The organism is Paenibacillus sp. 05T425, assembly GCF_056396205.1.
The window spans coordinates 1-22,674 of record NZ_JBFTLA010000007.1 but is presented as its reverse complement, the minus strand read 5'-3'; the positions used below and the strand labels follow the sequence as shown (position 1 = coordinate 22,674).

The window sequence follows — 22,674 nt, the reverse complement described above, 5'->3', positions numbered from 1 at the left end:
TGTTCGCCTTGAAAAACTGTAAACCGCTGCTAGGTCATAACGTTGAGCTGATCGTTTCTGGATACCAAGAGCTCATTCGCGGAAGAGCAGTGGACTTTGGACAAGATATTTTAGTGCTGTATACCGGCAAGCAGTTTATGTATATTCCTCTCATTCATATGAAGCAAATGCGAGTCTCGGAGCAAGGAAATGATAGTATCGTCGTTCCTGATTTGCCGTTCGACTCTTATTCTGATCCGATATCCTATCGTAAAATATTGATGAATTCGAAAGGAATGTTCTCGGAAATCTATATAACGGGAAGCAAGTCCATTCACGGATATGTAACGACGGTCATGAACGATTTTTTCGTGTTCTATACGCCGGTCTATCATACCGTTATCGTCTCGCTGCAGCATCTTAAGTATTTGATTCCCTATGAGCCGAATGCAACGCCGTACTCATTAACGGCTGCGCAATTCCCGCTCAAGCCATCCCCGATCACGCTCGCGCGTACATTCGATCAACAGCTACGCAAGCTGATCGGTGAGTTTGTCGTACTCGACTTAGGGGATAATCCGAATAAGACGGGTGTGCTTCGCGATATAGACCAGAATATGATCGAGCTGGTTACAGCAAGCGGCGACGCGATATTTCTCCATTTTGACCATGTCAAATCGATTCATGTACCCTAATGAAATAGACTGCGTGAACAGCTGCGGAAGCAGCCTGACGGCAGTCTTTTTTTTGTTTTCAATGGGACGATTGTGCTCTGAGATGCATGGAAATACGGTTTTGGGGAATCATTTGCTTGTAAGGAAGTGAATGACAAATGACAGCCAAAACATTCGGCATAGTGCCGGCTATATTCATATTTTGTTTATCGGTTGGACTCGCAAACCATGTACTTATCGTTCCGTTCCTGCTAAACGCAGCCATGCGCGATGCGTGGATGTGCGTCCTGATCGCCCTTATCGTATCGTTGCCATGGATGATGTTCCCGTTATATGGCTTGCTCAAAAAAATGAACAAAGAGCCGATTGACGAATGGTTGAAGCAGCGGGTACCTGCTTTTATTTCGCATGTCATCGTGAGCGTGTTCTTAGTTCTTCTCTTGATAACCAGTTACGACACGCTTGTCATTACGTCTTCGTGGACGGCAACAACGTATTTGCCGAAGACGCCGCCGATGGTTGTGTGCGCCGTGTTCTTAGGCTTAGGCATTTATGCAGCATTATCGAATCTGCGCACGATCGCTTATGTAAGCTGTATACTACTGCCTCTCGTTGTTCTATTTGGCGATTTTGTCATGTCCGCCAATATACCGCATAAGGACTACCATTACATGCTTCCGTTACTGGAGAACGGGCTGTCCCCTGTGCTGAAGGGAGCGTTCTATTCGTTGACAGCAACATGCGAGTTATTCGCACTATTGTTCATTCAGCACCATATAAAGGGTGAGCTGAAGCGCTGGCATCTCGTCATTCTGGCGCTTCTCCTTGCGCTGCTTACGTTTGGGCCGTTGACGGCGGCTATTGCCGAATTTGGTCCAGAGGAAGCAGCTAAAATGCGTTTTCCCGCTTTCTCTCAATGGAGACTCGTATCCATCGGCAGATACTTCGAGCATGTCGATTTCTTCGCCATCTTCCAATGGTTGTCTGGCGCACTGATTCGATTATCGTTAACGCTATATATTCTAACGGAATTTGGCCCATTCAAACGTTTAAAGCGAAAGTGGATTGCACCTGTCGTCATCGGCACTGTTTTATTGGCGGCGTCGCATTTTGCGTTAAAAGATATGATAAATTTCAATGTCTTGGTGCAAAATTATTTCTTGTTTGCTGGTGTCGTTATTGCCGTTGTCGTACTGCTGCTATGGTTCATGTCGTTCTTGATGAAGGAACGCGATAAAGGTGAGTCGGCTGCGAAGGAGGAGCGGTTAGGTTGAATCCGAACAAGAAGGAAGTAAGAGGAACCGGAGACCATGAACATGTAGGCGAGCCGTCCATTACCCACGAGCAGTTTCGAGAAAGCATTAAGAAATGCAACGATATCATAGAACATACCGTTATGATTAACGGAAGCGATTCACGCCATGTTACGTTGTTCTATTGCGACGGCATGATCGATCATCAGCAGATGCAGCTCGGACTTCTTCCGCAGCTTGATGACTGGGCGAAATACATATTCTCGCAGGCGGAAGTGCACGAACATCCGATCGATAAAAAAAGCGCCTTGTTCAGCAAGGTGGATACGGACGAAGGAGCGGATGATCTGTTCGCTTACCTGTTCTCGGGCTGCGTGATATTGCTGTTCGAAGGTTTGCGAGAATTTTACGAATACAACATCGGAAGCCAGCCCGGCAGGTCGCCCGAGGAGTCCACGATGGAGCTGTCTCTCAAAGGACCGCGCGACGGCTTCGTCGAGCAGCTATCGACGAATGTGGCATTAGTGCGCAAGCGCCTCCGAACCCCGCAAATGCATGTGCAATATTTACGGATTGGGACCCATTCGCAAACTGAGGTAGCCATCCTCCATCTAGATGACAAAGCGAAGCCGAAGCTCGTCAAAGAGACGATTGAGCGGATTGAAAATATCCATATTCCATCGTTGAACGGAGCAGGTCATCTGGAGGAGCTGGTCTCCGATCGTCCATTCTCGTTTTTTCCGCTAGTCGATTATGTCGGGCGGCCTGATTATGTGGTCCAATCAATGATGAATGGGCGAGTAGCGATCCTCGTAGACGGAGCGCCTGCGGCGCTTATCGCACCGGGCAATTTCCTGCTGCTCATCAAGTCGCCAGAGGACATGCATCTTCCCTTTTATTTCGTAACGCTGGAGCGGCTGCTGCGTCTGATCGGTCTTGTGTTGTCCATTTGCTTGCCGGCATTCTGGATTGCCCTCTGCTCATTCAACACGGATCAAATCCCGTTTCAGCTTCTAGCGACGATTACGATCTCGCGTATGGGGCTTCCTCTTTCCTCAACGATGGAAATGTTCCTTATGCTGACGATGTTCGAGCTGTTTCGCGAGGCAGGCGTTCGGTTGCCGAGGCCGGTCGGCCAGACGGTATCCGTCGTGGGTGGATTAATAGTCGGCGATGCCGCGATAAGAGCCGGTCTGACGTCGCCAACGATGCTTGTCGTAGCTGCAGTTACTGCGGTATCGACGTTCACACTAGTCAATCAATCATTGGCGGGCACAGTGAGCATTATTCGTTATTTGGTGTTGATCCTTGCATCGGCACTAGGCATGTTTGGATTCATGGTAGGCACCCTGGCGGTTATCATCTACATTTGCTCCCTTGAGTCTTTTGGCATGCCGTACATGACACCAATTGCTCCGCCGAACTTCAAGCAGTGGTTTACGGCGCTCTTCCAGCTGCCGTGGAAAGTAAGGAGCAGCGAGCGGAGGGGCAGGCGATGAAGAACGCTTTCGTAAGCAGAGCCGCGAGGCACGCTATGACCGTTTGCTTGCTGTTATCTGCTATGCTGCTGCAAGGCTGTTGGGATGAGGTGAATCTCCAGGACGAGAGTTATGTGTCAGCGCTGGGGGTTGAGTTTATTGACAACGAGTTTCATCTGTACGCTCAAATGATTAAGTTTGCCGGTGTTGCTAAGGTAGAGGGCAGCTCGGACGTGAAGAATCAAGTATGGCTTGGCATGGGGAAGGGCAGTTCGGTGCTGCTGGCGATTAACAATTTGAAAAAAGGAGCGCAGTCCGAAATCAATCTGGAGCACTTAAAGTCGATCGTCGTCCACGAGAACGCGATGAGCGAGCTTGAAAATATTATGGACGGATTAAACAGGCAGCGTGCATCTAGATATACATCGCTCGTTTTCGGTACGAAATCGGACATCGTTGAATTGTTTACTACGGAAGCGTTGTTCGAACAATCTCCCTTGAATACCATTCTTTATTTGCCCAGCGTTCAAGAGGATCAGCGCAGCTTCATCAGACCGTTCGCGATGCAGCTCGCCGTACAGATGTTGAAGGAGCCTGGCATGACGACGGCATTCCCGGTAATCGGCATTAACGGCTCGGATTGGCTGAAGGGGAAGCAAGCGCTGCAGGTGCAAGAAATTAAAGGCGTTTTCGTTTTGAAAAGAAGCAAGTATATCGGTTTTCTTCCCGAGAAGGAAGCAGCAGGTCTTCGCTGGCTTGATCCGAAATTCAATGTGTTTATGGTGGAAGCGAAAGGTGCAATGGGCAAGGCAACTATTGCTATTCGAGGCACGGATTTTAAACTGACGGCTGCGAAAGGCGGCAGCGTGCCTGATTTTAAGCTGTCGGTTCGATTGCATGGCGGCGTCGTCGAGCAGGATCAGCCAATAAGCAAAGCGGAAATTGAAAGCTCCATCGAGACCTCGATCAAGGAAGACCTAGAGCAAACCTACGTAGCCGGATTGGAAAAAGGGATGGATCTTTATCAGCTTGAGCACCATATGTACCGTTATCATAATGCCGAATGGAAGCAGACGATGGCTGCAGGAGACTGGACTCCGCGGCAAAGTCAGCTCAAGATCGATGTGAAATTTGAATTGAATCATTCCGGTAAATTTGACCTTGGCGAGGGTACATAAAGAAGGCGGCTGTTGCCCATAATACGTTAGGAACTAAGCTTATGCCAACTTGAAGGAGTGGGAAAATGCTACAACCAATGACGGCCAAAGAACTTGAATACATCGCCGATTCGATGTCCAACGAAGATTTGCTTATTAAGCAAAATGCCCAAGTCGCTACGATGGCAACGACTCCAGCGCTGCGCAACTTATGCTCCCAATTGGTGCAAACACATCAGCAGCACTACGAATCGCTGTTGCATGCGATTTCGCATCATCAGCAATTGGCGCCGACCCAGCCTCAATAATTATTTGATCGAGACGATAACCATTTTTCTTAGGAGGGCTCATTTATGTATCAGCAGCAAAATCAACCGTTTCTGTCAGACGAAGATATGGCATATACGGTATTGTCCGATTTGAAGCGGGTCGTACGCGAATATGCGACGGCTGCAACAGAAGCGTCCTGCCCAGACATTCGGGATCTGTTCACGAAGCTGCTGAACAGCACGCTTACAATGCAGGGTCAGGTGTTCCAAGCGATGCAGCAGGCGAATATGTATAACACGGCTTCTCCGGCGCTGCGCCAAGAGCTGGATAAGCAAATGAAGGAATATCAACAGACGAAGCAGAAGACGCAGCAGTTCCTGCAGCAGAAGATGAGCGGTCAAACGACACAATCGATGTACACGCCATCCATGCATCAGAGCCAACAGCAAAGCCAATTCCAGCAATCGCATTAACCATAAGACGGCTTTGTTCTGTCGTGTTTTGCAAAGACCCTTCGGGGTCTTTCGTTTTTTCTTTTGCAGGAACAATAATTTCGTTGTAAAATGTTCTTTATAATCGCTCGCGTGCTGGAAGGAGTTAACGAATGAACGAACTACAGTTGAAAGTGCTTGAGTTGCTAAAGGAAGATGCGCGCAGAGATGCGGAACTGATCGCCACCATGCTGGCCGCGCCGGTAGAGGACGTGAAGGAAGCCATCGCGTTTCTTGAGAAAGAGCATGTGATCGTGAAGTATGCGACAGTCGTGAACTGGAGCAAAGTGGATGACGAGAAAGTGACGGCGCTCATCGAGGTTCAGATTACGCCAGAACGCGGTCGTGGATTCGAAGGCATAGCGGAGCGGATATACCTGTATCCGGAAGTGAAATCCGTATACCTCATGAGCGGTGCTTATGATCTGTGCGTCGAGGTAGAGGGCAAAAATTTGAAAGAGGTCGCCTCTTTTGTATCCAATAAATTATCGCCGATTGATGCGGTGCTATCGACCAAAACATTTTTCATTTTGAAAAAATATAAACAGGACGGCATTATCTTCGAGGAGCACGAAGGTGACCATCGGTTGATGGTTTCGCCGTAACATAACAAAGGGTGATGGTAATGATAAAAGGAGAAGAAAAGTTAACATCCACCCCCGTGCAGCGTCATACGATGGCTGATTATTTGTCTCCTCATGTGAGAGACATTAAACCGTCGGGTATCCGTCGGTTTTTTGATTTAGTCAGCTCGCGCAAGGATGTCATTACGCTCGGGGTTGGCGAACCCGATTTTGTAACGCCTTGGCATGTCCGCGAGGCAGCCGTATACGCACTGGAGATCGGCAAGACGCAATATACGTCCAATGCCGGGATGCCGGAGCTTCGCGAAGCCATCGGTCAATATTTGAACGATCAATTCGCGGTCGAATACAATCCTGCCAATGAAATACTCGTTACCGTAGGCGGCAGCGAGGCGATCGACCTTGCTTTGCGCGCTTTGATCGCGCCAGGCGACGAAATTCTAATTCCGGAGCCGTGCTATATATCATACTCTCCGATTACGACGCTTAGCGGCGGTGTAGCCGTAGGCGTCGAGACGTTCGCGGAGGATCAATTCAAGCTGAAGGCGGAGACGCTTCGTGCGGCACTGACGCCGCGTTCCAAAGTACTTATTCTCTGTTATCCAAGCAACCCGACAGGCGGCATCATGACGTACGAGGATTGGCTGCCGATTGCGAAGCTCGTCGAGGAGAAGGATTTGATCGTTATTTCCGATGAAATCTATGCCGAGCTGACTTACGGAGAGAAGCACGTAAGCTTCGCCGCGATGCCGGGCATGAAGGATCGGACGATTCTCGTTAGCGGCTTCTCCAAAGCGTTCGCGATGACTGGTTGGCGGATGGGCTACGCTTGCGGACACTCCGATATTTTGTCCGCAATGTTGAAGATTCATCAATACACGGTTATGTGCGCACCGATTATGGCACAGTACGCTGCGCTAGAAGCGTTGCAGCACGGGCTGGAGGAGAAGGATCGGATGGTCGAGGCGTATAACCAGCGCCGCAGACTTGTCGTCAAAGGCTTCCGGGATATCGGCCTCGACTGCCATGAGCCTCAGGGCGCGTTCTATGCGTTCCCGTCGATTGTATCGACAGGCTTAACGAGCGAAGAATTCGCTCAGCGCCTGCTGGAGGAAGCGGGCGTTGCAGCCGTGCCAGGCGATGTATTCGGTCTTGGCGGCGAAGGACATCTTCGCTGCTCCTATGCAACCTCGGTAACGAACTTGACCGAGGCGCTTGATCGGATCGGGCAGTTCGTCTATAAATTGAACCAACAACGTTAATATTAGAAGCTGATTGTTTGAGAAGCAGAAGCAGTAGGAAGGAGTAACATCCGGCCTGCTGCTTTCGTTTGTTCAAATAAGCAGAGTTTTAACGGACAGTAGCGACCCTTAATGTTCTTTTTAACCATTGCATCGCTTCCTTGCGGACTCAGTGGTCGCCAACTGTCACAAATATTAATCATTTGTTAAGAAAATGAGCCAAAAAGGTATTCTGGGTCCGTAATCTGGCGGAATGAGTGTTATTTGGTGTGTTAGTGTTGCTGGTGTCCGTAATGAATACCGAAATCAGTTGCATTAGAACAGCAGGAACATACTGCCTGAGCGCCTCGGTGGTGCTCATTTATGGTATAGTGGGAACAGAAGATTGAGAGGCTTGAGAGGGTGCGATAATATGAAGCTGTACACCAGAACTGGCGATAAAGGCCAGACATCCTTAATCGGGGGACGAGTCCGAAAGGACGATGCGCGGGTTGAAGCGTACGGTACGATTGACGAGCTGAACAGCTTCGTAGGCGTTGCCGCTGCGGAGGCGGCGAAGCATGAGGTGCTGGCAGAACTGGCCCAGCGATTGATGGTTATTCAGCATGAGCTGTTCGATTGCGGGGCCGATCTTGCCTATGCGAGGGAAGGCGCGCCGCTAAAGCTGGATGCGGGTCCAGCTTTGCGGCTGGAGGAATGGATCGATGAATATACGGAGGAAGCGCCTGAGCTGCTTAAGTTTATTTTGCCTGGGGGAAGCACGCTTTCAGCTAGCCTGCATGTGTGCAGGACGGTATGCCGCAGAGCAGAACGGCGCGTGGTGACGCTTGCGCTGGCAGCTTCGCATCCAGTCAGCGAGGATGTACAGACTTATTTGAACCGGTTGTCGGACTTCTTCTTCGCTGCTGCGCGGGTTGCGAATGCGAGACTTGGTCTTCCCGATATGGAATATGAACGGAGTGCAGAAGTGTTCCGTACGAGCAAGAGCAAGGATTCGGGTAAGCAATGATGCAAATGCAATCCGAGGAGCTCCGGGAGCTCTATTATAAGCCGCTCATCGTACAGGTCGAGCAGGGTGATGACGGCAAGCAGGTACGCACCGTGCTGGAGCGCAAGCTTGGCGTATCCCGCAAGCTGCTCTCACAGGTGAAGCTGACCGAGCATGGGCTTACCGTGAATGAGCAGCGCGTCTATACGACGGCGACCGTGTCTGAAGGCGACGTTATTCGCGTCCGTATGCTGCGCGAGCAATCGGATGATATATTACCAGAGCCAATGCAGCTCCAGATTGTGTTCGAGGACGAGGACTTGATGATCGTCAACAAACCTGCTGGCGTGGTCGTTCATCCGACGCATGGGCACTATACGGGAACACTGGCAAACGGCGTGGTCTACCATTGGCTGGAGAAGGGCGAACGCGTCAGGTTCAGACCTGTTCATCGGTTGGATGAGGACACCTCTGGTCTTGTAGCCATTGCGAAGACTTCGTATGTCCATCAGCAGTTATCGGAGCAGTTGCAAGCAGGTACAGTGACGAAGCTGTATCGCGCTTATGTCTACAATTGTCCACAGCCGCTTACGGGTACGGTTGACGCGCCTATCGACCGCGATCTGCTTGAACCGCATCTGCGTATCGTGACGCCGGACGGTTATGCATCCGTAACGCACTATGAGACGGTGGAGAGCTTTCGGGATGCCGCCGCTGCAGTGAAGCTGAAGCTGGAGACGGGCAGAACGCATCAGATTCGCGTCCATATGAAGCACATCGGCTGTCCGCTTATCGGAGACAAGATGTATGGGCCTAAGGATGACGCCGTTGCCGCTTGGGAAGAAGCGGCAGGCCGTCAGGCGCTTCATGCGGAAACGCTGGGCTTAACCCATCCGCTGACGGGACAACGGATGGAGTGGCATGCAGAGCTGCCGCCGGAGCTTGTACGACTAGAACAGACGTTGAAGGGGATTGGTTGCTAGTTGCAGTTTGATTGATATAGAGAAGCTGCGCTGCATGAGAATGGCGTAAGCGATTAGGAGGAGTCAGCGATGACGAAGCAGAATGAACTAACCATTATTCAATATCCGAAATGCAGCACGTGCAAGGCGGCATTTAAGTCGCYGCAAGCGAAGGGCAATGAAGTGAAGTCGCAGCATATCGTCGAGGAAACGCCGAGCGCTCAACAATTGAAAGAGCTTGTCCGTCTTAGCGGACTGGAATTGAAGAAGTTTTTTAATACATCCGGTGAAGTATACAAGGAACTTGGTTTGAAGGACAAGCTGGCTGCCATGTCCGATGACGAGAAATACGAGCTGCTTGCGCAGCACGGCATGCTTATAAAGCGACCGATCGTAACGGATGGAACAACCGTAACGGTTGGCTATAAGGAAGAGCAGTACGAGCAAGTATGGAAGAGGAACGGGTGATCTAGACGATGAGCAACGACAAACGGAAGTGGAGGTCGGAGCGGCTGTCTCAGCTTGGATCGTCGATCTTCGCAGAGGTGGCAGCGTGGAAGATGGCTGCCGCCGCGAGTGGGCAGGACATCATCGATCTAGGCATTGGCAGCCCCGACAAGCCGCCGACGCCTGCTGTCAGGCAAGTGCTGAGCGAAGCTGTGCTGCGCTCCGATATGTATGCCTATCCCGCTACGCGAAGCGGATTGCCCTTCAAGTCGTATGCGGCGGAGTGGATGAAGCACCGATTCGGTGTCGAGCTTGATCCGGCACATGAAATTGTAACGTTGCTTGGTTCGCAGGATGGTTTAGCGCATTTGGCGATGGCCTTATGCGATCCTGGTGATACAGCGCTGCTGCCAAATCCCGGGTATCCGATCTATACGGCTTCACTTGCGCTTGCCGGTGTTGAAGCGGTGCTCATGCCGCTGCGAGAAGAGAATGAGTATATGCCAGACCTTGATGGGATTGCCGATGAGCAGTGGGACAATGCAACATTTATTTTGCTTAACTATCCGAATAATCCGATCTCGGCTGTCGCGGACCTTGGTTTCTTCGAGCGGTTAATCGAGAAGGCGCGCAAGCATGACGTATTGGTCGTACATGATTTGGCCTACTCGGAGATGGGCTTTGACGGCTGTGAGCCGCCAAGCATCCTGCAAGTGCCAGGAGCGCTTGAACAAGCGGTCGAATTCCATTCCTTGTCGAAGAGCTTTAATATGGCGGGCTGCCGGATCGGTTATTTGGCCGGCAATCACGAAGCGGTTGGCGCGCTGCGCGAGTTGAAAGCGAATATCGATTACGGCGTATTCGATCCGATTCAAGAGGCGGGCATCGCTGCGCTAAGGGAAGCGATGGACGATACTACTGAAGTACCTAAGGCAGGCAAGCTGTATGAACACAGAAGAAATTTGTTCATCAATACCTTGAATGAAGAAGGCTGGCAAGTGTCAAAGCCGAAGGCGACGATGTTCGTATGGGCGCAACTGCCGGATATGCAATGGTCACTAGACGTTCCATGGACGTCACGGACGATTTCCMAGGAAATGCTGAAGCGAACCGGTGTCGTTGTTGTTCCGGGAGAAGCTTTCGGCACTGAAGGGGAAGGATACGTGCGTATCGCGCTAGTCGAAGAAGATGATAGATTAATAGAAGCCGCTAAGCGGATTGGAAGGTTCATTCGCGGGGAATAAATAGTAGATAACGCATCATTATTTTAGAAGGAGAGTGATTATAGCAATGGCTAATCAAAAATTGTTGCTCGTGGATGGAATGGCTATTTTGTTCAGAGCTTATTTCGCAACATCGTTCGGAAGCAGCAGCAGTATTCGCCGGACGAGTTCAGGTGTGCCGGTTAATGCTGTTCATGGTTTTGTCCGTTATTTCATGGACGCGGTAAAAACGTTCGAGCCCACGCATGTGATTTGCTGTTGGGATATGGGAAGTACGACGTTCCGTACGGAGCAATACGACGGCTATAAGTCTAATCGCCCAAGCGCGCCAGAGGATTTGGTTCCGCAGTTCGATCTGGTGAAAGAAGTCGTTGCCAGCTTCAACGTGCCGAACATCGGTATCGAAGGTTTCGAAGCCGACGATTGCATCGGTACGTTAGCCCGTGCGTTTAAGGATCAGGCAGAGGTTGTAGTCGTAACAGGCGACCATGATATGCTGCAGCTTGTCGACGAAACGGTATCGATTGCAATTATGAAGAAGGGTATTGGGAACTACATGGTGTATACGCCTGCGAGCCTCATGGAGGAGCGGAAGCTTACGCCAGCCCAAATCATTGACATTAAAGGGTTAATGGGCGATACGAGCGACAACTATCCGGGCGTCAAAGGCATCGGAGAGAAAACAGCGCATAAGCTTATCCAGGAGCATGGCTCTATCGATGGTCTTCTTGCTAATCTCGAGGCGGTAACGAAGACGATTCGGGCGAAGATCGAAGCGGATCTGGACATGCTGCATCTGTCCCGCGATCTTGCAACGATTCGCTGCGACGCGCCAGTCTCGGCTGAACTTGAAGCTTGCAGCTGGGCTTACGAGCGCGAGATCGTGCTTCGTAAATTCGATGAGCTGGAATTTAAAAGCTTGATCGCTTTGATAAGCTAATTGGTTGAAACAAAGTGAAAGACGCCCCATCAGAAGAAGGATTGAAAATAGCGTTCTGCAGATGGGGCTTTTTATATAAATTGATGGTTGACTTAAATGGAGACGATTGCTATTATTGTTTTATATCCAAGTAATTCAATGAGTTATATATGAATAATAGCTTTAAGCCAACGACCGTTAAAACGGAGGTGTCCTTCTTGAGAAGGATTGCCTCCTTTTTTTTTCAATCCAATGATGAAAAGGAGTGTTGAACATGTCGGAGAGAACGATTATTTCGCATGCATTTGAAATTCCGGTATCGGAGAAGCTTGTACTAAAAGGCAGAGTGAAAGCAACAGAAGAGGGAACGGCGAAGCCTGTCGTCATTATCGCGCACGGCTTTCGAGGCTTCCAAGATTGGGCGTTCTGGCCTGAGGTGACGGATAGCTTGGCTGAGAGAGGATTCTATGCGGTTAGCTTTGATTTTGCAAGAATCGCAGCTAAGGAATCAGGGCTGGATGACCAAAGCGTCGCGCAAGCGAGCACCATTACGCAGGAGCTGGGCGATTTGGACACGATCGTGCAGTACGTCCGTCAAGGGCTGCTTCCGTTAAGAGAGCAATACGATTCGCGTCGAATCGCCGTTATCGGGCATAGCCGGGCGGGTGGAAGCAGCCTTCTGCTTGCGGGAGAGCAGCCGGACAGCATACAAGCAGTAGTCGTGTGGAATGGCGGAGCTTCGCCAGTTGCTTCCTTAGACGATCCTAATATTACGCTCGTGCAGCGCCTTGTAGCCGAGGATGCGCTGGCGAATCAAGAACGGTTCGATGTCATTGAAAAATTCAGATTGCTTGAGCAACCGGTATTAGTCGTTCAGGGCAGCAGCGACAGCGAGCGGCTGCTGGCGGTTAACCAGAAGCTGCGCGAAGCGGCGCCGGATCAGACCTTCGTATCCATAGAAGGTGCTGACCATACATTCGGCGTCCTGCATCCTTATAGCGGCGCGACAAGTTATCTATCAGATGCATTGCAAGCGACGCTTGCCTTCCTGAAGAAAGTATATTAATTCGCGCCAGCTTGCTGATGAGATAAACCTCTATCGAGGTCTTTCGAAGATGAGCGACCGCGTTTAAAGGTTGGTTTATTCGCCAATAGGAAAGACCGACTCGCTTTAACGCTTTAGCGAATTTAACCTTTCCTATGTGGTAAAAAAAAGCCCTTGCTTCCGCTGCCGCCCGAATGGGCGGTAAGGAGAAAGCAAGGGCTTTGTTGTTTAGGGTTCGTCGAGCACTTCAGGCACGGATGAAGTATATCCTTCGTCGCCGGGATAGTCTCGGTCAAGATCTTCATGCAGCGACCGATTCTCGTAGTCGAAGCGCTTGGAGGCGCTTTGGTCGATTCGCCACGGCTTGCTCTTGCCAGGKGATTCCACCAGCAGCTCCGTTCCGTACGGCCCTTCCGGAAATTCCTCCGGAATCAGGTCGTTGCGCTGCGATTCCACAGTTGATACGTCCGTGTACTCTTGACGATCTTCGTCCTTGTAACGAGTCATAGAGAGTCGCCTCCGAAATGGTTATTTGCTACCATTTCAGTGTTCCCTGATCAATCGGTAAAATTCACCGTTCCGACTACAAAATACAAAAATTGCGCAAGCTCGGAAGCTTCTTCCTCGGTCAGCTTGAACGTAAATTCCAAATAACCTTCTTCTTCAAGATCATCCGGGCCAATGATCGCGGTCTTGCCGGATTGCAGCTCGGTAATCAGCTTCTTGCCGTAGAAGCGGTGAGTTGCCGTTATCGCAAGATCGAACCGTTTCAAGCTCGGCGTAATGAATGTGACGAATCTAGTCGAGGTATCCTCGGTCGTATCGGACATAAAATCATAATCAGGCAGTAACATGGGTATAGCCTCCACTCGCATTAGTAAGCTGCAAAACCTTCATAGAAATTGCAGCGGCATTACGGATAAGTATACACTAACAAAACGCTTGTCATAAACCATTCCATATGGTAGTCTGTAAGCAATCGAATCAATTGATCGTGAGGGAGCACCTCTTCTGCTTAGGCAGGGGAGGTGCTTTTTGTTTTGTTCGGGGGTTTCTCCGCCGATCTGCGATTCGTTATCTATCATTATATTCGAATAGGGAGTGTAGCAGGTATGCAAATCGTATTTTTGAACACGCTCGAGAAAACGGACGCCGATCAACGCGTCATCAGCTCGCAACTTTCAATCTGCGAGCGGCAAGGCGTCTGGGCTGTATTATGGATGGAAGGCGAGCAAGCCGAAGGAAATCCGGACACCTGGTTCGAAGGAACGTCATGGGAAGAGATGATGATCGCTTTCCGCCTTGGCATCGCGAGGAAGCTGGGTGAAGGCTACACGCCGATTATTGACGGCATGCTGGAAGAGCGCCGCACAACGGCCGGAAGTTTCGTTACGATGCTGCAATGCTACGGCGAGCTGCATGCCAATCAAGAGTTGTTCCAGTCGTTGCGCGAATGGAGGAGAACAAAGGCTGCTTCAGAGAAAAAGTCGGCCTATCTCGTATCGACGAATCGAATGTTATGGATGATTAGCGCCTTCGTCCCTCATACCGCTGAGGAGCTTGCGCAAATTCCGGGCTGGGGGAATGCTAAGCTTGCCGCTTACGGAGAAGAGATAGTGGAAGTGACGAGCCGCTTCGCGCGCGAGACGGCATTCCCGCTGCAATGGGTAGCCGAGAAGCTGGATACTTCAGCTTATACGGGCTGGCTGTTCAAGCAGAAGGAGACGAAGTACAAGACGCAGATGGATCGACATATCGCGAAGAAGCAAATATTGCTAGCTAATCAGCAAGGCGGAACACTGGAGCAGCTCGAGGAGAAGCTGGAGATGACAAGACGTGAGTTGATGGACCGGATCGAGCAGCTGGAGCAGGAGGGCTATGACCTTGAGCCGCTCATTACACGCGAGCTTTCAGAGATGCCGGAGGAGGAGCAGCAGCTTGTCTGGCATGCGCTCTCAAGCGTAGGCGATCGTTATTTAAAGCCGGTGCTTCAGCAGGTATACGGGTCAAGTGATGCTTCGGAATTAGGCAAGCCTGTGGATACGTTGTACGAGAAGCTGCGGCTCATCCGGGTTCGCTTCCGCAGGAATAGTGCGGACAAAGCTGTGTAGTAATAAATAAGGAGCCGAGAGGGCGCAAAGCGATGTTGCGTGATCTCGGCTCTGGTGCTAGATAGCGGCTTCGGTGATACCAGGCTGATCCGGCCACACCGTCTCGGCATAGCGAATTCGTACGCCTATATCACATGGAAGCCCCGTTTCATAAGAGGAATTTCCGATTTTCTCAATAGCTATCTCACGAAGCTGACGAACTTCTATCCGTTCTTCCTTCGTTGGCTGAGGCGCTTCATGGGCTCTGAGCCATATGAGGACGGCGCTCATAACGTCCATAGCGTCGTCAATTGCGCGATCCCATAATGTCCAACCGTTATCGCGATGGTAGACCTCTTTATCAGTCGGATCGATCCATGGCAGATCCTGTTCATTCATAACGTCATAGGGCGTAGGTCCTTTGCGGAATACGAACGGTTCGATTGCTCCGAAGGTAAGCGCTCTGCGAACGCCGCTCGGGTCATGGAATAATCGCTGTGCGTTCGTGAAATCGCGATTCGCATCATGCCAATCTTTTCGGCTAATGGACATAGCAAGTTCCGGATAGAATCTTCCCGCAATCGTTTCGAACGCGTCGACAATCTGCTCGGGGAAACGGCTATTCGTATCGATATAGCGCCAAACCGGCGTGTTCCACGTCTCAATTCCCCATAGCTTCCGCGCAATGACAGTATCCATCATAATCTCGTAGCGCTGATGATCCCACTTGCGAAATCCCGATTTGCTGAATACGAAAGGATGCATATTGCGGTCCAGCACATGATGCAGAACGAAGCCAAGCGCGTACAAAACTGCTCGATCTGCTTTGCCAGGACAGGCTTTGCGTCCGTTCACCGAATCTAGCAGCTCGATTAATACAGGTCCGCAATGCTCATTATGCATGGCGGTTGCCATACGATTCATCGCGATGCTTTTCTGCCAGGGCAGGAACCGATGGTAGAATAGAAAGTCTGGGCCTTGGCAGCCCATATTAAAAATAGCCTTATCGTCATCCGCAGCAATTAGCTTGGATTCCTTCATTTTTTCAAGCACGAGCTGTCCAAAAATAAGATGTGCCCATACGTTCGGCATAAGGAGCCTCCTAAGAAAATTTATGTAACCCGACATTTATTTGTAATTTATAGGACTAAAGACGCAACTGCTTTGTTTATAGTATACTTGTCCTAGTTTTTTAAGTATAATGGTAATTAAATAAGACAAACCGCGAATTTTGTCGAGAAGGAGCGTAACCTTTCTATGAAGGCAGAATATATAAACCCGTTTCTTGAATCTGCAAAAATCGTGATCGAGCAGGTTATCCAGATTCGTCCTGCTACTGGTCAGCTTGGCCTCAAGGATATTAAGTTTGTTGAGAATCACATTTGGATTCAGATTGGTCTCAACGGACAAATGAACGGTGACATTGTATTCGGACTTAGTGAACAGGTCGCGCTTAAGATCGTCTCCGCCATGATGGGCGGATTCGTAATCTCCGAGATTGATGAGATCGTTCGGAGTGCTATTTCTGAGCTTGGCAACATGATTAGCGGAAATGCCAGTACGATGCTGTTTAACCAAGGTGTGAGAGTGGACATTACACCGCCGAAAGTTATTCAATCGGCCAATTCGGCCGGATTTTCCGCAAAACAAGCGCTGACGATTCCTCTCATTATGGAAGGGATCGGAGAACTGGACATTCAAGTTTTAATCGCATCTTAGCACAGAAATGGCTCCTTCGGGAGCTTTTTTTGCGTCTTGGATACCGATCAAGTAAACTTGGAATAGAAGAATAGATCAGTTAGTTAATGCCGCTAATGCAGTCAGGCCGTTAGCGTTTAAGAATGGGTGATATTGGATGATACGCGGAAAGATCGTATTCATAACGGGAGCGTCGAGCGGCATCGGCGCATTGACCGCGGCTCTGCTTGCAGAGCGCGGCGCGATACCGGTGCTGACGGGACGTAATTATGCCAAGTTGGAACAATTATCGAAGACGATCCATGGGACGCATTCGATCCTTCGCATGGATGTGACCGACGAGGCGTCTGTGCAGCAAGCAGTAGATGAAGCCATACGCAAATATGGCAGGATCGACATTTTGCTTAACAATGCGGGCTTCGGGAAGTTCGAATTATTTACCGACGCATCGGTGGAAAGCTTCGCGGAAATGATGGATACAAACTATATGGGCATCGTGAGATGTACGAAAGCGGTGCTTCCGCACATGCTTAAGCAGGGCAGCGGTCATATCGTGAATGTCGCCTCGATGGCGGGCAAGATCGGTTCGTCGAAGTCGACCGGTTATTCGGCTACGAAGCATGCAGTGCTTGGATTCACCAATTCGCTTCGGATGGAGCTTAAGCCGCAGGGCATTAAAGTATCATCGGTCAATCCAGGGCCGATCGATACGGAGTTCTTCGCAGTGGCCGATCCGACGGGCAGCTATGTGAAAAATGTCGGTTGGTTCATGATGAAGCCGGCTTATGTAGCAAAAATGATCGTTCGCGTCATGGAGCGCGGCAAGGAGGAGCTGGACCTTCCTAGGGCAGCATCGGTCGGCATATGGTTCTACGGTCTGTTTCCGCGGCTTGCGGACAGGCTTGTAGGCGGACTTTTCAATCGAAAATAAGGTTAGCACGAGAGAGGAATAACGAAGCGTATGAGCAAGCAAAATTGGATTGAACTAGGCATTAACGAGACGCTGAGTCTTAAGCTGGAGGAGAATGGCATTACGGAGCCGACGGGCATTCAAGCGGAGACTATTCCGCTCCTGCTTGCAGGACGCGACGTCTCGGCAAGATCGCAGACGGGAACGGGCAAGACGCTTGCTTATTTGCTTCCGCTGCTGCAAGGGCTGAACGCAGGCTCGAATGCGATTCAAGCGATCATTCTATCGCCGACGCAGGAGCTCGCCATGCAAATCGTAAGAGTAGCCGAGTCGTACGCGGAGCCGCTAGGCCTTCGTGTGCAGCAATTGATTGGAGGCGCGGCACTGAAGCGGCAGGTCGAGAAGCTGAAGCTGCATCCGCAGCTTGTTATCGGTACGCCGGGACGTATTCATGAGCTGCTGAAGCTGCGCAAGCTGAAGCTGCATGACGTTCGGTATGTCGTTGTTGACGAAGCAGACCAAGTGTTCCATCTCGGATCGACCTCGGAGGTCGAGGCGATTCTGCATGCGACAGGCAAGGAGCGTCAGATTACGTTCTTCTCTGCGACTTATCCCGACGTAATGGCTAGATTCGAAGGCCGTTGGATGAAGGATCCAGCCCGCATTCAGATTACGCCGGAGCATAGGGTGTCGGAGACGATTGAGAACTACTACATGCTTAGCGACAAAAGGGACAAGACGGATACGGCACGCCGCCTCGTTCGTTTGTTGAATCCGTCCTCTGCGCTGTTGTTCTTGAACGATACGGACAATATTTCGAATTGGGAAGCGAAGCTTGCTTATGAGGGCTTCACGGTTGAAGCAATCTACGGCGACGCCGATAAGCAGCGACGCGCGGCAACGCTGGCGCGTTTCCGTGAAGGACGCTGCCAAATTCTGCTTGCTACTGATGTCGCGGCGCGCGGTCTCGACATCGAGGGTCTGCCGCTCGTCATTCAGCTCGATCCGGCGATTGACGCCGATCATTACGTTCACCGTGCAGGCAGGACGGGACGTATGGGCCGCCCCGGTACCGTCGTAACGATAGTGACGCCGCAGGAGCTGTTCATAATGGAGAAATTCCGCAAGCAGCTAGGCATCACATTAGAAGAGCGTGTCATGTTCAGAGGCAAGCTGCTCACGAATGAGCAGCTTCGCGAAGCGACGAAGCCGTTCGCCTCGGCTAACCGGAAAGCGGTGTCTGAAGATAAGCCTGTTCGCACAGCAGAAGCAGTCGAGAAGCCGCGCAAGCCGCAATCCCCGAAGCCGCCGGCTATCGGCAGCGGGCAGGTGTCCAGCGCAGTGAAGCCTGCAGCCAAAGCGGCCCCTAAGCCGATTGTGAAGGCGAAAGCGAAGGAAGAACGCAAGCGTGATGGGAAAAACAAAGGCGCTCCGAAATGGTTAAAAGAGAAGCGCGAAGCCGGCAAAAACGACAAATAATTTTTTTATTTGCAAGCCACCCTCCTAAATCGGACACCCTCCCCCGAACGTTATGGGCGAAGGTAAAAAGCGGAAAAATCCGTAATCGATCATAGGGAGAGTGGCTTTCTTGACTAAACAAAGTATGTGGAAGAAGACAGCAATTACCTCACTGGCACTAATGATGCTTACAGGCGGTGCGACAGCAGCTTTTGCCGACAATGGCAGAGGAAACGGCGGAGGTCGTGATGATGACCGAAACAGTCAGAACGAAGACAGCCGGCATAATGATAAGAATGACGATAAGGACGACGATAAATATAAAGTAGTTTGGAAATTCAAAGACGAAGACGACTTGAAATGGGCAACCGAATATATTATGCGTCTGGCGTCCAAAGGTATTTTCACAGGTTACGATGATGGTACATTCAAGCCATCGAACAAAATTACTCGCATCGAGGCGATCAGCGCTGCGGTTCGCTTGATGGGATTAAGAGATCAAGCCGAATCGGCGGAAGAGATGAGCACGGAGCTTCAATTCAAAGACGCGGATAAAATCAAGAAAAAATATCCATGGGCGGTAGGATACGTTTCGGTCGCTCTAGAAAACGATCTGTTCTTTGAAAACGAGACAGAGGTGAAACCGGAGCAGCAAGCGACAAGATTATGGTCGACGATCCTGCTTATTAAAGCGCTTAAACTGGAAGACGAAGCGAAAGCTCTTAACAATACGAAGCTTGATTTCAAGGACGCGAATCAAATTCCAGCCGCTTCTGTCGGTTACGTAGCGTTGGCTCTTGAGAAAAAAATTATTACAGGCTATGAAGACCGTAATGGCAACAAGACATTCCGTCCGAACCAACCGATTACCCGCGCCGAGATTGCGGTGCTCCTTGACCGCACGGACGAGGAAATGCCGGATCAAGACGCTACGGCGATTACAGGCACATTGAAGGCTGCTGCAAGCGGCGGCAAAATTACAGTCGTGAAGGCTGATAAAACCGAAGTTGTACTTACGCTTGATCCTAACGTCTTTATTTTCCGCGATGACAAGAAAGCTGCCGTAAGCGCGCTTCGCGCAGGCGACGAAGTACTCGTTCGCACGTACCAAAGCAAAGTAGTGTTCATCGAAGTAACGGAAGAAGAGCCGGAAGTGGTTAGCTTCTCGGAGACTGGCAAAGTACAATCGCTAACGTTCGATTCGTCGGCCAAGCTTTCCGCAATTACGGTAACGCAAGAGGAAGATTCCGAGACTAACGTTCTGATCTACGCGGTTTCCCCTAACGTTAAGATTGTAGGCAATGCTTCTCTGCTTAAACAAGGACAATCGGTAAAAGTTACGGGCAAGAACGCTATCGTAGAAACGATCGAAATTAAATAGAACCAATTATGGATGAAAGCCGTCCCTTGCCCGCTTACGCGAGCAAGGGACGGCTTTTTTTGATATTGCGTCTATAATTCGGTATGCTGATATAGAAGATAGTCATGATGCCAATATGTAATAGTGAAGGTGAAGAGAGTGGACACGATATTGCAGGTGAAGCAGCTGATTGGCGGATATAGTCCGCGGAGGCCGGTGCTGCACGGTCTTGATTTTGAAGTAAAAGCAGGTGAAATGGTCGGTCTGATCGGGCTTAACGGAGCAGGCAAGAGCACGACGATCAAGCATATTCTTGGGCTTATGAAGCCGCACCAGGGAGAAGTGAAGGTTGCGGGCACGACGCTGGCGGAGCAGCCGGAAGTATATCGATCGGCCTTCGCATATGTGCCTGAAGCGCCTGAATTGTTTCCCGAGCTGACGGTTGAGGAGCATCTTCATATGACGGGCATGGCCTACGATGTAAAGGAGAAGGACTTTGCTGCGAGGCAAGAAGCGCTGCTCGATCAGTTCCAAATGCTTCCTAAGCGCAAAGCGTTCGCAAGCCATTTATCCAAAGGGATGCGCCAGAAGGTCATGATTATGAACGCTCTACTGGCTCAGCCGCCGCTATACATTATAGACGAGCCTTTCCTGGGTCTTGATCCGCTCGCGATTCGCTCACTGTTGGAACGATTGGTGGAAGTGAAGCGGAACGGAGCGGCTATTCTGATGAGCTCGCATATTTTGTCCACGGTGGAGACGTATTGCGACCGGTTCATCGTTATGCATCAAGGACATATCGCTGCACAAGGGACTATGGAGGATGTAAGGCGCACAGCGGGCATTGATATGCGGAACGGAACGCTTGAAGAAGCGTTCTACAAGCTCGTTACCGGAGGCCACTCATGAGCGCAGAAGGCAGAGCCAGCTCGCTAGAGTCGTTATGGAAGAAGCGCTCACAAGCTTTCCGCAAGGAAACGATGCCATATTGGCGCTATATGTCGATGAGTGGATTTCCCGCCTTCCTGTCGCTCTTTGTTATATCCGGCATATTAGGTTATTTTAAGCTTATTAGGGACTTGCCGCCGCACTTTCCGATTACGGCTGTTGGAGTGATTGTGCTTACGCTGGCAATTAGCTGGACACCGCTTCGTACATGGCTTGCGCCTGCAGATACGGTATTCCTTATGCCTCGTGAAGGGGAGATGGGAAGTTACCTGAAGGCGTCATACCGCCGTTCGACGATCATGACGGTGTTATTCAGTGCCGTCATGCTTCTATTGTATGTGCCGATCTATAGGCAAGGGGCTGCGCCGGCTCACTGGCTGGTCATTGTAGGCGGGGCGGCGTTACTGCGCGCGGCTAATCTGTGGGGAGGCTGGAAGGAACGTAAGCTCGCTTGGCCGGGCATGCGGCGTTTGCTTCGCATAGCGCGCTGGATTGCCACGGCAATCGTTCTGTATGTGTGGCTGACATACGTTCCTTGGCAGTCAGCCGTCTTCACGCTGTTCGTCGTTGCGCTTTTCACTTTCGCATACCGGCTGCCTAGCAGTCACCGCTTTCCTTGGGAGCGTATGATCGAGGAAGAGAGGACAACTCATAAGCGTTATTATACGTTTTTTGGCATGTTCATCGACGTTCCGACGCTGCCGTCACCAATCGCTAGGCGTTCATACATCGCTTGGGCGCTTCGGCTAGTTCCGTATTCCAAACGACATACATTTGTTTATTTGTATTTGGCCGCGCTGATTCGAACCGAGATGGGAGGCATTCTGATCCGACTGCTGCTGCTCGGAGGACTCGTAACGTATTGGATTGCCGAGGATGCTTCGTTGTCCGGATGGGGAGCGCCGCTTGTTTATGCCTTGTTCATGCTTGTGTTGTCCGTTCAACTGGGAGGGCTTAGACAGGTTCATCGTCATTCCGTGTGGAAGCATGTGTACCCGCTGACGGATAGCCAGCGCATTGGGCAATATACGAAGGTAGATCGTATGGCTCTAACCGTCATCGCTGTATTGCTGGCATTTCCTCTTGCCTTGCCATTGCTCATTCAAGGCTATTACGCGCCTGTAGCTGCTACAGCAGCAGCTATGCTAGCTTATATCGCCATAAGGCCAAGCCGTATTAAGAAGAAGCTGCGCAAAGAGGAAGATGACGATTAAGTGATAAAGCGTAATCGGTGCGTAACATTCGATTTGGTGCTGAATGGATTTTATATAAGCTAACGTGTTAAATGACTGTATATAAGTCGTTTGATTGGATTGCCTGCAGTCAAATGGCCGGAGGAACCCTGCTGAGGATGGCGTAAAATTGTTTGTGTACCAAGATTTGTAGCCTAGTCAGGCAACAAAAAAGTAGGGTATTCTCGGGGTTGCTGAAGCCACCAGAGAAAGGACCCTACCGATGACTAATATACCCGAAAACATGCTTACTAATATCTATTTGAA

At 50.5% G+C, this 22,674-nt stretch carries 24 protein-coding genes; 21 read left to right on the top strand and 3 right to left on the bottom strand.

Going from position 1 to position 22,674, the window contains the following annotated elements; all coding sequences use genetic code 11:
- Positions 1–8 precede the first annotated feature (8 nt).
- From AC1DF0_RS17395 to AC1DF0_RS17330, 14 genes are all read left to right on the top strand, one after another.
- Positions 9–674 carry a DUF2642 domain-containing protein gene (locus AC1DF0_RS17395; RefSeq protein WP_477574785.1) on the top strand — a complete coding sequence of 222 codons (666 nt, stop codon included), beginning with the start codon at positions 9–11 and terminating at the stop codon, positions 672–674.
- 137 nt (positions 675–811) lie between these two features.
- A complete protein-coding gene (locus tag AC1DF0_RS17390) occupies positions 812–1,927 on the top strand; it encodes a GerAB/ArcD/ProY family transporter (protein ID WP_477574784.1) in 1,116 nt (371 codons plus the stop codon).
- Positions 1,924–3,405: a spore germination protein gene (locus AC1DF0_RS17385; RefSeq protein WP_477574783.1), complete on the top strand. Its 1,482-nt coding sequence runs from the start codon at positions 1,924–1,926 to the stop codon at positions 3,403–3,405. The genes AC1DF0_RS17390 and AC1DF0_RS17385 overlap by 4 nt, the downstream gene beginning before the upstream one ends.
- Entirely contained in the window at positions 3,402–4,562 is a 1,161-nt protein-coding gene (locus AC1DF0_RS17380) for a Ger(x)C family spore germination protein (RefSeq protein WP_442053043.1), read from the top strand. The genes AC1DF0_RS17385 and AC1DF0_RS17380 overlap by 4 nt, the downstream gene beginning before the upstream one ends.
- A gap of 65 nt (positions 4,563–4,627) precedes the next feature.
- Positions 4,628–4,849, top strand: coding sequence for a hypothetical protein (locus tag AC1DF0_RS17375; protein ID WP_442053044.1), 222 nt, complete (start codon positions 4,628–4,630; stop codon positions 4,847–4,849).
- A 45-nt stretch (positions 4,850–4,894) separates the two neighbouring features.
- A complete protein-coding gene (locus tag AC1DF0_RS17370; protein WP_442053045.1) occupies positions 4,895–5,284 on the top strand; it encodes a spore coat protein in 390 nt (129 codons plus the stop codon).
- 131 nt (positions 5,285–5,415) lie between these two features.
- Positions 5,416–5,907, top strand: coding sequence for an Lrp/AsnC family transcriptional regulator (locus tag AC1DF0_RS17365; protein WP_337099645.1), 492 nt, complete (start codon positions 5,416–5,418; stop codon positions 5,905–5,907).
- Between the two features lie 20 nt (positions 5,908–5,927).
- Entirely contained in the window at positions 5,928–7,148 is a 1,221-nt protein-coding gene (locus AC1DF0_RS17360) for an aminotransferase class I/II-fold pyridoxal phosphate-dependent enzyme (RefSeq protein ID WP_477574782.1), read from the top strand.
- A 391-nt stretch (positions 7,149–7,539) separates the two neighbouring features.
- The gene (locus AC1DF0_RS17355) at positions 7,540–8,136 is read left to right on the top strand and encodes a cob(I)yrinic acid a,c-diamide adenosyltransferase (protein WP_442053047.1); all 597 of its coding nucleotides are present in this window, start codon (positions 7,540–7,542) and stop codon (positions 8,134–8,136) included.
- Entirely contained in the window at positions 8,133–9,098 is a 966-nt protein-coding gene (locus AC1DF0_RS17350) for an RluA family pseudouridine synthase (protein WP_442053048.1), read from the top strand. The genes AC1DF0_RS17355 and AC1DF0_RS17350 overlap by 4 nt, the downstream gene beginning before the upstream one ends.
- Before the next feature lie 69 nt (positions 9,099–9,167).
- On the top strand, positions 9,168–9,545 hold the full coding sequence (locus tag AC1DF0_RS17345; RefSeq protein ID WP_477574781.1) for an arsenate reductase family protein: 378 nt from the start codon (positions 9,168–9,170) through the stop codon (positions 9,543–9,545).
- Between the two features lie 8 nt (positions 9,546–9,553).
- Complete coding sequence (locus AC1DF0_RS17340) at positions 9,554–10,768, top strand: aminotransferase class I/II-fold pyridoxal phosphate-dependent enzyme (protein WP_477574780.1); 1,215 nt, start codon at positions 9,554–9,556, stop codon at positions 10,766–10,768.
- Positions 10,769–10,814: 46 nt separating this feature from the next.
- Positions 10,815–11,687, top strand: coding sequence for a 5'-3' exonuclease (locus AC1DF0_RS17335; protein ID WP_477574779.1), 873 nt, complete (start codon positions 10,815–10,817; stop codon positions 11,685–11,687).
- Between the two features lie 253 nt (positions 11,688–11,940).
- Positions 11,941–12,732: an alpha/beta hydrolase family protein gene (locus tag AC1DF0_RS17330; protein WP_442053052.1), complete on the top strand. Its 792-nt coding sequence runs from the start codon at positions 11,941–11,943 to the stop codon at positions 12,730–12,732.
- Between the two features lie 207 nt (positions 12,733–12,939).
- On the opposite strand, the gene AC1DF0_RS17325 is transcribed toward AC1DF0_RS17330, so the two are convergent.
- Both AC1DF0_RS17325 and AC1DF0_RS17320 read right to left on the bottom strand, forming a co-directional pair.
- A complete protein-coding gene (locus tag AC1DF0_RS17325; RefSeq protein WP_477574778.1) occupies positions 12,940–13,218 on the bottom strand; it encodes a hypothetical protein in 279 nt (92 codons plus the stop codon).
- A gap of 50 nt (positions 13,219–13,268) precedes the next feature.
- Positions 13,269–13,565 carry a DUF3055 domain-containing protein gene (locus AC1DF0_RS17320; protein WP_337099637.1) on the bottom strand — a complete coding sequence of 99 codons (297 nt, stop codon included), beginning with the start codon at positions 13,563–13,565 and terminating at the stop codon, positions 13,269–13,271.
- 258 nt (positions 13,566–13,823) lie between these two features.
- Here AC1DF0_RS17320 and AC1DF0_RS17315 point away from each other — a divergent pair, with 258 nt between their 5' ends.
- Positions 13,824–14,822, top strand: coding sequence for an HRDC domain-containing protein (locus tag AC1DF0_RS17315; protein ID WP_477574777.1), 999 nt, complete (start codon positions 13,824–13,826; stop codon positions 14,820–14,822).
- A gap of 57 nt (positions 14,823–14,879) precedes the next feature.
- Here AC1DF0_RS17315 and AC1DF0_RS17310 read toward each other — a convergent pair whose 3' ends face one another.
- Entirely contained in the window at positions 14,880–15,893 is a 1,014-nt protein-coding gene (locus tag AC1DF0_RS17310) for a zinc dependent phospholipase C family protein (protein WP_477574776.1), read from the bottom strand.
- A gap of 165 nt (positions 15,894–16,058) precedes the next feature.
- Here AC1DF0_RS17310 and AC1DF0_RS17305 point away from each other — a divergent pair, with 165 nt between their 5' ends.
- From AC1DF0_RS17305 to AC1DF0_RS17280, 6 genes are all read left to right on the top strand, one after another.
- The gene (locus AC1DF0_RS17305) at positions 16,059–16,520 is read left to right on the top strand and encodes a chemotaxis protein CheX (RefSeq protein ID WP_442050466.1); all 462 of its coding nucleotides are present in this window, start codon (positions 16,059–16,061) and stop codon (positions 16,518–16,520) included.
- A gap of 136 nt (positions 16,521–16,656) precedes the next feature.
- Positions 16,657–17,430 (top strand): SDR family NAD(P)-dependent oxidoreductase, encoded by a 774-nt coding sequence (locus AC1DF0_RS17300; protein WP_477574775.1) that lies wholly within the window; start codon positions 16,657–16,659, stop codon positions 17,428–17,430.
- Between the two features lie 30 nt (positions 17,431–17,460).
- Positions 17,461–18,888 carry a DEAD/DEAH box helicase gene (locus tag AC1DF0_RS17295; protein ID WP_442050468.1) on the top strand — a complete coding sequence of 476 codons (1,428 nt, stop codon included), beginning with the start codon at positions 17,461–17,463 and terminating at the stop codon, positions 18,886–18,888.
- A 109-nt stretch (positions 18,889–18,997) separates the two neighbouring features.
- Positions 18,998–20,248, top strand: a complete 1,251-nt coding sequence (locus tag AC1DF0_RS17290; protein ID WP_477574774.1) for an S-layer homology domain-containing protein — start codon at positions 18,998–19,000, stop codon at positions 20,246–20,248.
- Positions 20,249–20,386: 138 nt separating this feature from the next.
- Complete coding sequence (locus tag AC1DF0_RS17285) at positions 20,387–21,136, top strand: ABC transporter ATP-binding protein (RefSeq protein WP_442050524.1); 750 nt, start codon at positions 20,387–20,389, stop codon at positions 21,134–21,136.
- Positions 21,133–22,389, top strand: coding sequence for an ABC transporter permease (locus AC1DF0_RS17280; RefSeq protein ID WP_477574773.1), 1,257 nt, complete (start codon positions 21,133–21,135; stop codon positions 22,387–22,389). Before AC1DF0_RS17285 ends, AC1DF0_RS17280 begins: the two co-directional genes overlap by 4 nt.
- The last annotated feature ends 285 nt before the right edge of the window (positions 22,390–22,674 follow it).

Excerpts from the sequence above, each read along its gene's own strand:
- AC1DF0_RS17390 (WP_477574784.1), top strand. The coding sequence starts at position 812 with ATGACAGCCAAAACATTCGGCATAGTGCCGGCTATATTCATATTTTGT.
- AC1DF0_RS17380 (WP_442053043.1), top strand. The coding sequence starts at position 3,402 with ATGAAGAACGCTTTCGTAAGCAGAGCCGCGAGGCACGCTATGACCGTT.
- AC1DF0_RS17375 (WP_442053044.1), top strand. The coding sequence starts at position 4,628 with ATGCTACAACCAATGACGGCCAAAGAACTTGAATACATCGCCGATTCG.
- AC1DF0_RS17370 (WP_442053045.1), top strand. The coding sequence starts at position 4,895 with ATGTATCAGCAGCAAAATCAACCGTTTCTGTCAGACGAAGATATGGCA.
- AC1DF0_RS17365 (WP_337099645.1), top strand. The coding sequence starts at position 5,416 with ATGAACGAACTACAGTTGAAAGTGCTTGAGTTGCTAAAGGAAGATGCG.
- AC1DF0_RS17360 (WP_477574782.1), top strand. The coding sequence starts at position 5,928 with ATGATAAAAGGAGAAGAAAAGTTAACATCCACCCCCGTGCAGCGTCAT.
- AC1DF0_RS17355 (WP_442053047.1), top strand. The coding sequence starts at position 7,540 with ATGAAGCTGTACACCAGAACTGGCGATAAAGGCCAGACATCCTTAATC.
- AC1DF0_RS17350 (WP_442053048.1), top strand. The coding sequence starts at position 8,133 with ATGATGCAAATGCAATCCGAGGAGCTCCGGGAGCTCTATTATAAGCCG.
- AC1DF0_RS17335 (WP_477574779.1), top strand. The coding sequence starts at position 10,815 with ATGGCTAATCAAAAATTGTTGCTCGTGGATGGAATGGCTATTTTGTTC.
- AC1DF0_RS17330 (WP_442053052.1), top strand. The coding sequence starts at position 11,941 with ATGTCGGAGAGAACGATTATTTCGCATGCATTTGAAATTCCGGTATCG.
- AC1DF0_RS17320 (WP_337099637.1), bottom strand. The coding sequence starts at position 13,565 with ATGTTACTGCCTGATTATGATTTTATGTCCGATACGACCGAGGATACC.
- AC1DF0_RS17315 (WP_477574777.1), top strand. The coding sequence starts at position 13,824 with ATGCAAATCGTATTTTTGAACACGCTCGAGAAAACGGACGCCGATCAA.
- AC1DF0_RS17310 (WP_477574776.1), bottom strand. The coding sequence starts at position 15,893 with ATGCCGAACGTATGGGCACATCTTATTTTTGGACAGCTCGTGCTTGAA.
- AC1DF0_RS17305 (WP_442050466.1), top strand. The coding sequence starts at position 16,059 with ATGAAGGCAGAATATATAAACCCGTTTCTTGAATCTGCAAAAATCGTG.
- AC1DF0_RS17300 (WP_477574775.1), top strand. The coding sequence starts at position 16,657 with ATGATACGCGGAAAGATCGTATTCATAACGGGAGCGTCGAGCGGCATC.
- AC1DF0_RS17295 (WP_442050468.1), top strand. The coding sequence starts at position 17,461 with ATGAGCAAGCAAAATTGGATTGAACTAGGCATTAACGAGACGCTGAGT.
- AC1DF0_RS17280 (WP_477574773.1), top strand. The coding sequence starts at position 21,133 with ATGAGCGCAGAAGGCAGAGCCAGCTCGCTAGAGTCGTTATGGAAGAAG.